Source organism: Actinophytocola sp. (assembly GCF_036378875.1).
GTDB lineage: Bacteria > Actinomycetota > Actinomycetes > Mycobacteriales > Pseudonocardiaceae > Actinophytocola.
Map to the genome: position 1 here is coordinate 1 of NZ_DASUVO010000005.1, position 13,305 is coordinate 13,305.

14 protein-coding genes are annotated in these 13,305 nt (G+C 70.2%); 6 read left to right on the forward strand and 8 right to left on the reverse strand.

Annotated elements, in window-relative coordinates:
• Positions 1-944: 944 nt before the first annotated feature.
• A complete protein-coding gene (locus VF106_RS02055) occupies positions 945-1,718 on the reverse strand; it encodes a maleylpyruvate isomerase N-terminal domain-containing protein (protein WP_330837800.1) in 774 nt (257 codons plus the stop codon).
• 4 nt (positions 1,719-1,722) lie between these two features.
• Here VF106_RS02055 and VF106_RS02060 point away from each other — a divergent pair, with 4 nt between their 5' ends.
• From VF106_RS02060 to VF106_RS02075, 4 genes are read left to right on the forward strand one after another with little or no spacing between them, the layout of a single operon-like run.
• Positions 1,723-1,929 (forward strand): hypothetical protein, encoded by a 207-nt coding sequence (locus VF106_RS02060; protein WP_330837816.1) that lies wholly within the window; start codon positions 1,723-1,725, stop codon positions 1,927-1,929.
• Between the two features lie 26 nt (positions 1,930-1,955).
• Positions 1,956-3,077, forward strand: a complete 1,122-nt coding sequence (locus VF106_RS02065; RefSeq protein ID WP_330837801.1) for a phosphopantetheine-binding protein — start codon at positions 1,956-1,958, stop codon at positions 3,075-3,077.
• Complete coding sequence (locus VF106_RS50785) at positions 3,067-3,669, forward strand: AMP-binding protein (RefSeq protein WP_414638832.1); 603 nt, start codon at positions 3,067-3,069, stop codon at positions 3,667-3,669. Before VF106_RS02065 ends, VF106_RS50785 begins: the two co-directional genes overlap by 11 nt.
• Positions 3,570-3,935 carry an AMP-binding enzyme gene (locus VF106_RS02075; RefSeq protein WP_330837803.1) on the forward strand — a complete coding sequence of 122 codons (366 nt, stop codon included), beginning with the start codon at positions 3,570-3,572 and terminating at the stop codon, positions 3,933-3,935. Before VF106_RS50785 ends, VF106_RS02075 begins: the two co-directional genes overlap by 100 nt.
• On the opposite strand, the gene amaB is transcribed toward VF106_RS02075, so the two are convergent.
• A complete protein-coding gene (gene amaB, locus VF106_RS02080) occupies positions 3,932-5,461 on the reverse strand; it encodes an L-piperidine-6-carboxylate dehydrogenase (RefSeq protein WP_330837804.1) in 1,530 nt (509 codons plus the stop codon). The genes VF106_RS02075 and amaB overlap by 4 nt on opposite strands.
• Before the next feature lie 38 nt (positions 5,462-5,499).
• Here amaB and VF106_RS02085 point away from each other — a divergent pair, with 38 nt between their 5' ends.
• The gene (locus VF106_RS02085; protein WP_330837805.1) at positions 5,500-5,697 is read left to right on the forward strand and encodes a hypothetical protein; all 198 of its coding nucleotides are present in this window, start codon (positions 5,500-5,502) and stop codon (positions 5,695-5,697) included.
• 48 nt (positions 5,698-5,745) lie between these two features.
• Positions 5,746-6,585 (forward strand): alpha/beta fold hydrolase, encoded by an 840-nt coding sequence (locus VF106_RS02090; RefSeq protein ID WP_330837806.1) that lies wholly within the window; start codon positions 5,746-5,748, stop codon positions 6,583-6,585.
• Between the two features lie 45 nt (positions 6,586-6,630).
• On the opposite strand, the gene VF106_RS02095 is transcribed toward VF106_RS02090, so the two are convergent.
• The 6 genes from VF106_RS02095 to VF106_RS02120 all read right to left on the reverse strand — a co-directional run bounded on the left by VF106_RS02095 (position 6,631) and on the right by VF106_RS02120 (position 13,304).
• Positions 6,631-8,517, reverse strand: coding sequence for an AfsR/SARP family transcriptional regulator (locus tag VF106_RS02095; RefSeq protein WP_330837807.1), 1,887 nt, complete (start codon positions 8,515-8,517; stop codon positions 6,631-6,633).
• A 145-nt stretch (positions 8,518-8,662) separates the two neighbouring features.
• Positions 8,663-8,875, reverse strand: a complete 213-nt coding sequence (locus tag VF106_RS02100) for an MbtH family protein (RefSeq protein ID WP_330837808.1) — start codon at positions 8,873-8,875, stop codon at positions 8,663-8,665.
• Positions 8,872-10,251, reverse strand: coding sequence for a cytochrome P450 (locus tag VF106_RS02105; protein ID WP_330837809.1), 1,380 nt, complete (start codon positions 10,249-10,251; stop codon positions 8,872-8,874). Before VF106_RS02105 ends, VF106_RS02100 begins: the two co-directional genes overlap by 4 nt.
• Positions 10,252-10,276: 25 nt before the next feature.
• Positions 10,277-11,191: an esterase/lipase family protein gene (locus VF106_RS02110; RefSeq protein WP_330837810.1), complete on the reverse strand. Its 915-nt coding sequence runs from the start codon at positions 11,189-11,191 to the stop codon at positions 10,277-10,279.
• Positions 11,188-12,387: an FAD-dependent monooxygenase gene (locus VF106_RS02115; RefSeq protein ID WP_330837811.1), complete on the reverse strand. Its 1,200-nt coding sequence runs from the start codon at positions 12,385-12,387 to the stop codon at positions 11,188-11,190. The genes VF106_RS02110 and VF106_RS02115 overlap by 4 nt, the downstream gene beginning before the upstream one ends.
• Entirely contained in the window at positions 12,384-13,304 is a 921-nt protein-coding gene (locus VF106_RS02120) for an SDR family oxidoreductase (RefSeq protein ID WP_330837812.1), read from the reverse strand. Before VF106_RS02120 ends, VF106_RS02115 begins: the two co-directional genes overlap by 4 nt.
• Position 13,305: the final 1 nt, after the last annotated feature.

Here is a 13,305-nt window from a genome sequence, read left to right on the forward strand (position 1 = left end):
CGTCGCGCCCGTGTATGGGCTACGGGTCGTCGGCGCCACCGGGGAGTCCAGGAAACAACGCAACGGCGCTGGTGATGGTGGCCGCGTCAAGGCGTTGGTCAGATCCAGCACCCCGACCGTCTGCCCCTCGCTCTTCTCACCGGTGAGCATCGCGGCGCCTGATTTTCGGCGGCCACCGATTCGACGGCCAATCGGCCGACTCCGCGCCCCCGGGGCATCGGGTATCACGTTGCGGCGCCACGTGCCGGATCGGAAGTCGTCGCACGTGCGGTGCGCAGCAGGCGCTGCGTCGCCTGCGAACCGGCAAGCCGGCCAGGTTCCAGCAGTTTGCACTCGATGCCTGACAGCGGCCCTGGAGGTAGTCCCGGGCGATGGGGCGCGGTTCCACCCGGCCGAACCGGCCTGCGATCCGCCCCATCAGCTCGTCGAAGATGACCTGCCATCCGGCAAGCTCTACGCTGTGACCCGCGGCCACCGCATGATCTTTGGTTGTCCTCACAACACCGATGATCACGTGGTGGCCGTTTCACGTCACCTCGACCGCGAAGTGTCACGAGTAATACATGGACTTCGGTGGTCAACAATCAAATTAGAACCGGGTCTACAACCGTCCCCGCCTGCTCAGCCCTGACGACCCCGATGGTCACTGGCCGGCGCCGAAGCCGTCCTGAGACTCCACCCCCTGCTCGCAGGCGGCGACGTCGATCGTTACTGGACCTTCCACCTCGACCAAGAACACCAGCGCAACCACCAGGCCCGCTACCGAATCGCTGCTTGATCTACGAGGTCAGTCCCAGCTGTCCCCAGTCGAGCGCGAGCCGCCCGCAGGTGCGCCTTTCGCCCTTGAACAGCAGGCCCGCAGCCTGCCCGCAGCCGCGCGATGTCCGCAACCCCGGGCCCAGTGGCGCCCGCACAACCGACAGGTGCGTCACAAAGTGCGCGTTTTACGCGTTCGGGTCCCAGTCTGCGAGCTGCTCCATCGGCTCGGTGTCGCCGGTGGTCTCCAGGCCGTCGAGCGGGACGCGGTCGTAGAAGTAGAGGACCAGTTCGCTCGCTGCACCCCGCATCGCCATGTCGCCCGGCTCCGTGTCGGCGGCGAGGTCGTCGCAGCGGACGCCGTCGGCGTTGAGGGTCAGGCGCCAGGAGCGGCCCTCGGTCGTGTGCAGGTCGATGGTCGCCGGCTTGAACGGCCAGGGGACAGTCGTCGCCGAGACGGTCGTCAGGAACTCGTCGACGCCCTCGACCGCGACGTCCGTCGGCAGCGGCTGTGCGGCCCCCTGGGTGAGCTGGGCGTCGTAGGTGTGGACGGCGATCTCCTGGATCTGGTGCCGGGCCACGGCTCCGCTGGTCTGCGGGGCCTGCGAGCGGCCCCACCAGGTCCAGCAGCCGCGGTCCGGGCCGGCCTCGCGCATCGCGTCGAGCATGAGCTCGGTCGACTCGGCGAGCCAGGCATCCAGGGCTTCGCGGTCGCGGGGCGCGGTCGGGGCGCCCTTCGGGTCCGTCCTCGCCGGGGGCTGCTCGCCCGGGCCCGCCGCGACGATGACAGCCTGGCGGCGGCGGCCGTCGCCGAGGTGCTGCGCCAGTTGGCGCAGCGTCCAGTCCGGGCAGGTCGGGACCTGGACGTCAAGGTCGGGGGCGGACGCGATCGCGGCGCGGAACGCGGCCGAGCGGTCTTCGATCATCCGCAGGACCTCGGGGAACCCCACAATGTTGTGCACCTCGGTGGTGTATCACGGCGCTCCGGCCGCCGGGCAGCGAATTTGTGGGACGAACGCGTCGACGGCCGGGCGGAGCGCCGACGCCGAAGCCGTCCTGAAACTCCGCGCACTGCTCGCCAACGGCGACTTCGACCGCTACTGGACCTACCATCTGGGCCAAGAGCACCAGCGCAACCACCAGGCCCGCTACCAACTGTCGGCGTACGGCTGAATGTGCACAGCCAGGTACGGGAGATCGTGCGCGCTGAAGGTGACGTCCGTCTGGTGCTGCTGCGGATCAACCCGGCGTACGGCGTGTCCGGCGACCGGCTCACGATGGCCGGCCGGTCCCGCCAGATCGGCATCGACGAGACCATCGCGCTGAACGCGCCGACGACCGTGGCGGATCACCCACACGTCGACATCATCGGCTTGCAGATCTACACGGGCACCAGGATCCTCGACGCCGACGTCATCGTCCAGAACACCGAACGCGCGCTGGACCTGGCCGACCAGGTCGCCGAGCGGCTCGGCATCGACGTCCGGATGGTGGACCTCGGCGGCGGGATCGGACTCGCCTACTTCGAGGGCGAGGCCGACCCGGACGAGGCCACGTTCGTCTCGGGCATCAACCTCGCGACACGGAAGTTCCGCGCCAAGCACCCGGCGGCGACGATCGCCATGGAGCCGGGCCGCTACCTGGTTGGCAAGGCCGGCACCTGCGTGTTGCGTGTGCGGTACGTCAAGGAGTCCCGCGGCGACCGCTACGCCATCACCGACGGCGGGTCGAACCTGAACATGGTCGCCATCGGCCTCGGCACCTACGTCAAGCGCAACTTCCCCACCGTGCTCCTGTCCGCGGACCGCCCACTCGACGGGAAGTGGTCGGTCACCGGGCCGCTGCTCACCCCCACCGATGTCCTCACCAAACAGGCGGAAATGCCGGCGCTGCGTCCCGGCGACCTCGTCGGCATCCTGCGCATGGGCGCGTACGGTCCGACCACGTCGATCGCCTACATGAACGGGCAGCGGTATCCGGCCGAGATTCTCGTGCTGAACGGGACCGCCCACCTCGTCCGCGCGCGGGACACGCCGGAAGACCTGCTGCGCAAGCAGATCCTCGTCGACTTCGACCACGGCCAGGAAATCGACATCCGCCCGGCGGTCGCCGAGACGCTCGGCCGGGACGCGTCGACGCTGGGTGAGGACAGCCGGCTCACCGACGACCTGCACGTGGACTCACTGTCCATGGTGGAGCTGGTGGCCAGGCTGGAGGACCAGTTCAAATTCGCCGCGGACCCGGAAGCGTTGACCCCCAACGACTTCGCCACCGTAGGCTCGCTCACCGCGTACGTCAGGAGCCGGCTCCATGACCGGTGAGCTCGTGCACGACCTGCTCGACGCCGCGCCCCGGGAGGCGACGGCGATAGCCGAGCGGGGCCGCACGCTCCGCTACGCCGACGTCGCGGACGCCAGCTGGCGGCTCGCGTCATGGTTGCGTCGAGGCGGCGTCCGCCCCGGCGACCGGGTGCTCATCGCGCTGTCCCGGTCGCGCGCGCTGGACGTGCCCGCGCTGGTCCACGCCTGCTCGCGGGTCGGCGCGGTGTTCTGCGTCCTGCACGAGCACGTCGTCGGGCCGGCCTTCCGGCACGTGCTCGACGACGCGGCGCCGGTCCTGGCGGTCTCGGACAACACGGTGGTGCTCGCCGACGCGGCCGCGTGCGGCGTCCGCACCACCGGCCCTGACATCGAGTTGGACGCGGACATGGGGGCCGCGACTTCGGCCACCTCGACGAGGACGGGTTCCTGTACGTCGAGGGCCACCGCGACGATGTCTATAAGCAGCACGGCTTCCGCGTCAGCGCGACCGAGGTGGAAGCGGCCGCGTTGGCGGTGCCGGGGGTCCTGTTGGCCGCAGTGCTCCCGCCGGCAACCGCAGGGGAGGCCGTCCTCGTCGTCACGGGCACCGTGAACGCGGACGCGGTGCGGGCGGCACTGGCCGGTTCTTTGGAGCTGTACAAGGTGCCCAGGCGTTGTGTGGTGGTGGCGGACATGCCGCTCAACCAGAACGGAAAGATCGACAAGAACCTCCTCGGTGCCGCCACAATCGCCGGCGGCTGGACGAGAACGGAGCGCGACCTGATCCCGTTCCTCGAGGGACTGCGCCGGCCACTCCCCTGTGCTGCCGTTGCTTCGGCGCCGAACACGGCATCGGCATCGTTGCGTTGGTCTCGCTAGACCGTGAAGTCGACGCCCTGGGCCAGAGGCAGCCGGCCGGAGTAGTTGATGGTGTTGGTCGCCCGGCGCATGTAGGCGCGCCAGGCGTCCGACCCGGACTCGCGGCCGCCACCGGTTTCCTTCTCGCCGCCGAAGGCGCCGCCGATCTCGGCGCCGGACGTGCCGATGTTGACGTTGACGATGCCGCAGTCCGAGCCCTCCGCGGACACGAAGATCTCGGCCTCGGCCTGGTCACGGGTGAACAGCGACGACGAGAGGCCCTGCGGGACGTCGTTGTTGAGCGCAATGGCGTCCGCGAGGTCATCGTAGGTCAGCACGTACAGCAGCGGCGCGAACGTCTCGGCACGCACGATCTCCGTCTGCCCCGGCATGGTGACGATGGCCGGCTCGACGTAGTAGGCGTCCGGCGCCTCCTCGGCCAGCACCCGGGCGCCGCCGGTGACGAGCTTGCCGCCCTCGCTCTGGGCCTGGGCGATCGCGGCGGCCATCGCCGACTGCGCCTTACCGTGGATCAGCGGCCCGACCAGGGTGCCCTCAGCCATCGGGTTGCCGATCGGCAGGCGGGCGTAGGCCTCGACGAGCCGTGCGGTGAGCTCCTCGGCGACCGAGGAATGCGCGATGACCCGCCGCATCGTGGTGCAGCGCTGCCCCGCGGTGCCGGCGGCGCTGAACACGATGCCACGCAGGGCTAGATCGAGGTCCGCCGACGGGGCGACGATCGCCGCGTTGTTGCCGCCGAGCTCCAGCAGCGACCGGCCGAACCGGTTCGCCACGCGCGGGCCGACCGCGCGGCCCATGCGGGTCGAGCCCGTGGCGCTGACCAGCGCGACGTCCGGGTGGTCGACGAGCGCCTCGCCGACCGCGGGGTCGCCGACGACGATCTGGCTGACCTCGCGCGGCGCGCCGGACTCGACCAGTGCCTGGTCGAGCAGCGCCGCGCCGGCCCAGGCGGTGAGGGGCGCCTGCTCGGACGGCTTCCACACGACGGTATCGCCGCACACGAGCGCGATCGCGGTGTTCCACGCCCACACCGCCGCCGGGAAGTTGAAGGCGCTGATGACCCCGACGACACCCAGCGGATGCCAGGTCTCCATGAGCCGGTGCCCTGGCCGTTCGGAGACCGACGTGCGGCCGTAGAGCTGCCGCGACAGCCCGACGGCGAAGTCGCAGATGTCGATCATCTCCTGGATCTCGCCGAGCGCCTCGGAGGTGATCTTGCCGACCTCCAGGCTGACGAGGAGACCCAGGTCGGCTTTGTGCTCGCTCAGCAGCTCACCGAAGCGCTTGACGACCGCGCCCCGGGAGGGCGCGGGGACCGTGCGCCATGCGAGGAACGCCTGCCGCGAACGCGCCACGACCTCGTCGATCGCGGACGCGTCGTGCCAGCGGACACCGCCGAGCGAGGCACCGTTGACCGGCGAACGGTGCGGGCCGTCGCCGGCGGGGACGTCTGCGCCGCAACGGCGTGCGGCCTCGAGAGCTCGCGGACCGAGGACGTCGGCGCCAGGAATCTGGGTACGGGACATGCTTGCAGTCTCGCGCACGCCCGCGGGGAAACCGACCGATGCCCAGGAACGTTCGCGTCGACGACAGGAGCTTCGCTCCCGCGCTGTGCGGCTACTGGATGGACCGGACCGGCTGGAACTGGCTGCCGGCCGCGCTCCTCACCGTCGCCACCTGCCTGGCCTCCGCCGCCGCGGCAGTGACAGCGAGGGAAACCCACCGCACACCACTACGTGAACCGGGCCGCCCGCGCTGCTAGCGTGGAGCTAGAACCTGTTTCAGTTTTCGGGATGAGGGGCCTGCCCACGTGACTGGACCGTCCTACCGGGAGTTGCACACCGACGGTGGCGTCCTGCGCTACCACGAGGCCGGAGACGGCCCGCCCCTCCTGCTGCTGCACGGCTCAGGCCCTGGCGTCACGGGCTGGCGCAACTACCGAGGCAACCTCGCCTCGTTCACCCGGCGGTTCCGGTGCCTGGTACTGGAACTGCCCGGGTTCGGCGTCAGCGACCCGAGCGACGAGCATCCGATGGTCGCCGCGGCGAAGGCCGTCCGCCGGTTTCTGGCCGGGCTAGGGCTCGATCAGGTGGACGTCATCGGGAACTCCATGGGCGGGGTCGTCGCGGCGAACCTCGCGATCCGGTTCCCCGGCATGTTCCGGCGCATCGTCACCGTCGGCGGGCTGGGCCACAACATCTTCAGCCCCGCGCCCGGCGAGGGCGTCAACCTCCTGATGGACTTCGTGACCGACCCGACCCGGGAGGCGTTGGTCCGCTGGCTGCATTCGATGGTGTACGACCGCGCGTTGGTCACGGAGGAGATGATCGAGGAGCGGTGGGCCCAGGCCACCGAGCAGGCAACGCTGGAGTTCACCCGCAGGATGTACGGCGCGACCGCGATGGAGGCCGCGGCGGCCGCGACCGACCGCCCGCCGTACTGGGCGCTGCTGCACAAGATCACGGCACCTGTGCTCATCACCTGGGGCCGCGACGACCGCGTGAGCCCTGTGGACATGGCATTGCTGCCCATGCGAACCATCCCCAACGCCGAAGTCCACGTGTTCCCCAACTGCGGGCACTGGGTGATGATCGAACAGAAGGATGCCTGGGAGAGCGCCGTGCTCGCCTTCCTCACACGGCCGGAGTGAGGCCGCGGTCTCGGCGAAGACGAGTCGGCCGGCTCATCCGCACGATCATGCCGCGACCTCTCCGACCATCGCGGCGGCGAACACGCGCAACAGTTCGTGCAGCCGGTACCGGCTCAGCCTGTCCTGGATGAGCAGGTGCACGTCCAGCAGTTCCTCCAGGATCCGCTCAGCTGTCCCCGCCGTCGTGCCGAACAACGCGGCCGCACTGTTGGCGTCGTACTCGGGCACCGAGCGGCTGCCCAGCAGTCGGAAGGAACGTTGCTGCTCGGCGGTGAGCCGCTGGTAGGAAGCCTCGAACACGTCCGGCACGCTCAGGTCGCCCAGAGTCAGCTCGGCGAGCTGCTCGGCGCCGCGGAGCCGTTCGACCAGGTGCCTCATCGTCCACGCCGACCGGTTCCGGAAGCGGGACGCGGCGATCCGGATGGCCAGCGGCAGCAGCCCGCACAGCTCGACCGCGTCCGCGACGCGCGGCAGCTCCGGTGCGGTGCGGTCCGTGCCCGCCACCCGCCGGAACAAGGCCACGGCGTCGTCGCGTGACATCGGCTGGAGGGAGTGGGACGACACCCCCTCCAGCGCACACAGGCGGCGCCTGCTGGTGACGAGGACACCGATGTCCGGTCCGGTCGGCATGAGGGCACGAACCTGCCCGGTGTCCTCCGCGTTGTCGAGCACGAGCAGCAGCCGCCGCCCCGCCACCTGCGACCGCCACCTGGCAACTCGTTCGGCAAGGCGGTTGGGCACCTGGTCCGCGGGTACGCCAAGGCTGCGCAGCAGGAACTCCAGTGCGACCGTTGGCTCGAGCGGGCGACGGCCGCGCGTGTGCCCGTGGAGGTCGATGAACAGCTGGCCGTCCGGGTACCTGTCCGCGAGCAGGTACGCCACCCTGACCGCCAAGGTCGTCTTCCCGACTCCGGCCATGCCGTCGATGGCTGTGACGACCGTCGCGGACTTGGTCGGCGCGGTGGCGGCGGCCAGGAGTTGGGCGATCTCGTCGCCACGGCCGGTGAAGTCGGCGATGTCGTAGGGCAGCAGGCACGGCCGGGGCAGCGCGGCCACCGTGGTGAACCCGCCGGGGCCTTCGTCGCCAACGACGTCGTTCCCGGTCACCGCCGGGACCTCGTCGAGCACCGGGGCCGGTGCGTCCGGCTCGGCCAACGCACTCGCCGGCGACGGGTTCAGCGTCGCGTCACTGCACAGGATTCGCCGCTGTAGCGCACGCATTTCGGGCCCGGGTTCGAGCCCGAGTTCCTCGGCGAGGAGCCGTCGGGTCTGCTCGTACACCTCCAGCGCCTCGGACTGCCTGCCCGCCTTGGCCATCGCGAGGATGAGCTGGGACCGGAGCCCTTCCCGCAACGGGTGTTCGGCCACGAGTTCGGTGAGCTCGGGGATCAGGTCCGCCGCCGCACCTTCCCTGAACCTTGACTCCACCGCCAGCTCCTGCGCGGTCAGGCGCTGCTCGTCGAGGCGGGACGCCGCTGCCTCCAGCATCCGGCCGGTCAGGCCCGCCAGGGCCGGACCGCGCCACAGGCGCAGCGCCTCCTCGGTCGTCCGGCCGACGGTGCTCCAGTCGCCATCGGCTGCCGCCCGGCGCGCCGCCCTGAAGGCGCGGTCGAAGCGGTAGAGGTCGACTCGTTCCAGTGCCACCTGGGCGCGGTAGCCCGGCCCGTCCGAGACGACGACCGTTCGCGCATGGCCCAGGGCCCAGCGCAATCTCGCGATCGCGTTGTGGACCTGCCTGCGGGCCGTTCTGGGCGGGTCCTCCCACAACAGGTCCACGAGCCGCTCGGTGGTGACCACCGTGTTGACGTTGAGCAGGAGCGTGGCCAGCACCTTCTCCTGCCGTGAGCCGCCCAGCTGCCGCCGGCGACCGTGCACCCACACCTCGAGCGCGCCGAGAAGACGGAACTCCGCCAACGCAGGTAACTCGGTCAACGACGTTCTCCCACGGCCGTGGCGCCGCGTTCGACGTTTCTCCAGTCAGTCGCGAGATACATGACCACCCCCATCGATCCCGTACCTCCATCATGTGGATCAGGGGGTGGTCATCGCAATCCGCGCCACGGTGTTCGGGAGTGCCTTACGGGGATCGCATACTCAGCGGACGAAGGTCCGTCCAGTTCTCCTCGACGTAGGCCAGGCAGCCGTCGCGGGTGTCGTCGCCGTGGACGACCTGCCACCCGGTCGGGACCGGGAGCGTGCTCGGCCACAGCGAATGCCGTGCCTCGTCGTTGCACAGCACCAGGAACACCCCGTCGGCGTCGTCGAACGGGTTCGTCGACCGGAGGCTCATGAGCCGAGCCGCCGGACGACCCGGACCCGCGCACCACGTTGGGGAGCCTGCACGATGTGGCGCATCACGGGGGTCTCGTCTTCCGCCCGGTCCGGTCGCACCTCGACGTGCCGGAGGACGGTGCGCAGGATGATCTCCATCTCGGTTTCCGCGAAGAGGGCGCCGAGACAGCGGTGGACACCGCCGCCGAACGGGACGAACACGCGTGACGGCGGGTCGGGCTCCAGCCAGCGCTCCGGCCGGAACTCGTCGGCGTCCTCACCCCAGGTCCCTCGGTCGGTGTGGGCCGCCCCGATGGATGGCCACACGAACGTGCCGGCAGGAAGGTGGTAGCCGCCCAGCTCCACCGGTGCGGCGAGACGGCGCCCGAAGTTGTAGATGAACTGCCGCACGCGCAGAGTCTCCTTGACCACTGCCTTGCGGTACTCGTCGTCCGGGTCGTCCAGGCCTTCCAGCACCCGGACGAGCGCCTTCGGGTGCCGGAGCAGGCGCTCGAACATCCACGCCGAACCGACGGCGGTCGTCTCATGACCGCTGAGGAGCAGCGTCAGCAGCTCGACCCGCACGCGCTCGTCATCGGGGTCGCCATCGAGCAGCATGGCCAGGACGTCCGGGCGCTGCTCCCGGTCGGGGTCACGACGGCTCCTGGCGATCTCCTCGAACAGCATGTCATCGGCGCGTTGCATGCCCGCGACCACCTTGCGCCACGGGCCGACCCTGGTCAGCCCGGGCCAGATCCACATGAGGAGGTCGAGGGTCCCGACATCGAGGACCCGCGTGAGGGCGGTGGAGAGGTCAGCTACTCGACGGGGCTCCTCCACCCCCATGACGACTCGGATGATCACCTTGAGCGTGAGCCGCCGCATCCGCTCCACCAGTGCGAAGGTGCTGCCGACGGGCCAACTCGCCACCTCCTCCGCCGCCAGCTGCTCCATGATCGACACGACGCCGGAGATGCGCCTGCCGTGGAAGGCGGGCGCCATCCGCTTGCGCTCGACACGGTGGGGCGCACCGTCGAGCGCGGACACGGAACCGCGGCCGATGAGGGGATCGAACAGCAGGTTGTTCTCGCCGATCGGGAAAACGTCGGGCCCACCCTGAGCCGCCGTTCGCACGTCCTCGGGCCTGCAGACGATCACCATCCGCCCGACGGGGGCGACCCGCAGCGTGAACGTGTCGCCGTACCGTTCCCGCATCTTGGGCCAGTAGGTGTTCCTGGCGGCCCAGGTGCGCAGGGACTGGATCGCGAGAGGTGCGCGTGGACCGGGCGGGAACTCCTCACCAGGCCCCGGCTCGGGGTGGTGGATCTCGGGGCGCCAGCCGTAGAACCGGTCGCGGGCGGGCCGACGTTCGTACGTGGGCAGGGAGTCGGTCATGTGCTGTCCCTCCGTCCTTGTCGGTTCACTTCCATCCCGGGAAGTACGGATCGACGCGGAAGCGCGGCACAGGCTTCGCGTTGTCGGGGTCGAGGGCGTTGAGGACGTGGAGCCACGCACGCTCGTTGTAGACGATGCCCGCGTGCTCGCAGAGGTCCTCGGGGCAACCGTCCTGCAGGAGGATGTTCGTGACGTTGGGGCCGTCGAGGAACGCCTTCTTGTACGGCGTGACGATCTGGTCGTGCTCGGTCATGATCACGGTGTACGTCGGGCCGGGCCGGGTGTCCCCCTTGCCGTAGATCAGCTCGATCGTCTCGGAGTCGGGCGCTCCCTGGTCGCAGAGCGGGAAGATCTTACGGGCCATCAGGTGGTACATGCGCGGGGCGACGTTGCGGTACACGTAGGTGAGGGTGCTGAACGAGACACCGTGGTTGGACGGCGCGATGGAGACCGCCTTGTCGATGTTCGGATAGCCCTCGAGGACGTTCAGGTAGTACTGCATGAGCAGCCCTCCGCCCCCGGAGTGGCCGACAAGGTCGATCTTGTCGACGCCGGTGTGCCTCTTGATCCGCTCGACCTCGGCCGCCAACTGCCTGGCGCTGTCCGCGAGGTCGGCGCTGCCCTGGCACGGGACGTTGAACCGGCCGGCCCACTTCGGCTTCCCCCAGTTCATGGTGAACACGCAGAACCCGTGGTTGCGGAGGAACGGCGCGCCGGCCTGGAAGTTGAACGACTGGTTGGACATGAACGCGTGCAGGAGCAGCACCGGCCGAGGGTGCTCCTCGGTCGGCATGAAGGTCGGATCGTTGGCGCCGGGCGGTGGCTTGCCCGGGGTCAGGTACTTCCTGACGCCTGCCCGCATGTCCCACGGCACCGGCAGTTTCCCGGGTTCCGTGGCACGGCTCGAGCTCGCCGCCTGTTTCGGGGCGACACTGGTCATCGCGTAATCTCCTTGTCGGCACGGGATTTTCTTGTCTGCCGGGCCCGGTCCTGGGGCGGGTCCCATCTCATCGGGGCGATGTTCTGCCCGCGTACGGCCGAAGCCGGGGCGTATCGGAGCACGAGGTCGCGCAGACCGACCGCGACCGGATGCTCGATCTGTTCGGTCCGGCTGAGCCGGCGGGACGCCGACACCAGCCAGCGGGTGCGCTCGCGGCGGGCGTCCTCGTAGCGGCGAAGGCCCACGACGACGTCGTCCGCGTGCGCGAGGTGGTACGCCAGCGTGTAGCCGTCCTCGATCGCCGAGCCCGCCCCCTGGCTCAGGCTGGTGAGCATCGGGTGGGCCGCGTCGCCGAGCAGGGTCACCGGGCCGTCGCCCCAGGAGTCGGCGAACGTCCGGTCCTGGGCGGGGACGCTCACGATGTCGGCCTCGGGCGTTCGGGAGATCACCTCGCCGACCTCACGTGCCCAGCCCTCGTAGCACCGGAGGATGTCGTGTTTCGTGCCCGTCCACCGGCGCGCCCGCTCGACCGGGACGTTCTTCGTCCCCCACCAGTAGACGTGCCCGCCACCGATGTCGATCAGGCCGAACCGCTGTCCTCTGCCCCAGTAGTGCGCGGCGCCGCCGGGCGGAAGTCGGGAGTGTTCGAACGCGACGGTCGCGATCCAGCAGACGTAGCCGTACTCGTTGATCGGGTCCCGGCCGATCGTGCTGGCTCGGATCGCGGACCGGATGCCGTCGGCCCCGACCAGCAGGTCACCGGTCGCCGTACGGCCGTCCGCGCAGGTTACCGACACGCCGTTGTCGCCGCGCCCGTACCCGACGACCTCCGCGCCGTAGTGGATCGGCGTGTCCCCCGCTTTGTCCCGCAGCAGGGTGACCAGGTCGCTGCGCCGCAGGTTGACGACCGGTGAACCCAGTTCGGTCGCGATCGACCTGATCGGCAGCTCCCGCATCAGCCTGCCGCGCGCGGTACGAAGGGTGAACCGCTCGCAGACGCGTCCGACTCCGGCCGAGGGCAGGTCGATGCCGAGGGCCGTCAGCGCTTTCGTGGCGTTGCACGCGATCCCCAGCCCGCCACCCGACGTTCGCGACTCGGGTGCCGCCTCGAACACCTCGACCTCGACGCCCCTGGCCCGCAACGCGATCGCGGCCGTGAGCCCGCCTACCCCGGCGCCGGCGATGAGCGCCTTCACCGCGGCTGCTCCGCGCCACGGGCCGCGGTCGGGCCGACTGCGGCGAACTGCCTACGGACCACCGCGTCGAGCACCCGGTCCGGCAACAGACGCGCCGCGATCGCGGCGGCCCACGCGTCCGGCCCGACGCGGTAACGCGTCCGGGGCCGCCGGGCGGTCATCGCGTGGACGACGGCGTCCGCGACCCCCTCGGGACGCGTCCTGCTCGTCCGCGCGCGGTTCTCGTTGTTCGTCACGAAGGCCTCGAACCTGCCCTCGTAGCAGCCGGCGACCTCGTCGCCCGCCGTGTGCAGCACCCGCCGCGCGGTCGCCGCGACCTTGGACCAGATCGGGGTCATGATGGCGCCGGGTTCGATGACCGAAACGCTCACCGTGAGCGGGGCGAGTTCACGGCGCAGCGCGTCCGACACGCCTTCCTTGGCGAACTGCGAGGCGGCGTACGCGCCGAGGAAAGGGGCGGCGACCCGTCCGATGCCCGAGCTGATGTTGACGATCCGGCCCGCCGGGATCGCGGGCGGCACCACGGCCGTCCGCGTCCGCAGCAGCGGGAGCAGCTCCTGGGTCAGGGCGACGGTGCCGATGAGGTTCACCTCGAGCTCGGCTCGCAGATCGTCGATCGGAAGGCACTCCAATGGCGCCGAGACGCACGTCCCGGCGTTGTTCACCAGTCCATGCAGACCGGCGCCGTCCGTCCGGTCGCGCAAGAACTTGCCAACGGCTCTGATCGAGTCGGCGTCGGTGAGGTCGAGGATGACGGGGCGGATCAGCGGGCTCGTGCTCGCGAGCCGTTCCGCGTTCTCCTCCGACCGGACCCCGGCGTAGACGGTGTACCCGGCGTTCGCGAGGCCCAGGGCGGTCGCCTCGCCAAGCCCTGACGACGCGCCGGTGACGAGGACCGCGTGCCGATTGTTCTCCATG

Bases quoted from the DNA above. Each gene is read 5' to 3' on its own strand.
- VF106_RS02085 (WP_330837805.1), top strand. From the start codon at position 5,500: ATGCCCAGGAACGTTCGCGTCGACGACAGGAGCTTCGCTCCCGCGCTG.
- amaB (WP_330837804.1), bottom strand. From the start codon at position 5,461: ATGTCCCGTACCCAGATTCCTGGCGCCGACGTCCTCGGTCCGCGAGCT.
- VF106_RS50785 (WP_414638832.1), top strand. From the start codon at position 3,067: ATGACCGGTGAGCTCGTGCACGACCTGCTCGACGCCGCGCCCCGGGAG.
- VF106_RS02105 (WP_330837809.1), bottom strand. From the start codon at position 10,251: ATGACCGACTCCCTGCCCACGTACGAACGTCGGCCCGCCCGCGACCGG.
- VF106_RS02110 (WP_330837810.1), bottom strand. From the start codon at position 11,191: ATGACCAGTGTCGCCCCGAAACAGGCGGCGAGCTCGAGCCGTGCCACG.
- VF106_RS02120 (WP_330837812.1), bottom strand. From the start codon at position 13,304: ATGGAGAACAATCGGCACGCGGTCCTCGTCACCGGCGCGTCGTCAGGG.
- VF106_RS02100 (WP_330837808.1), bottom strand. From the start codon at position 8,875: ATGAGCCTCCGGTCGACGAACCCGTTCGACGACGCCGACGGGGTGTTC.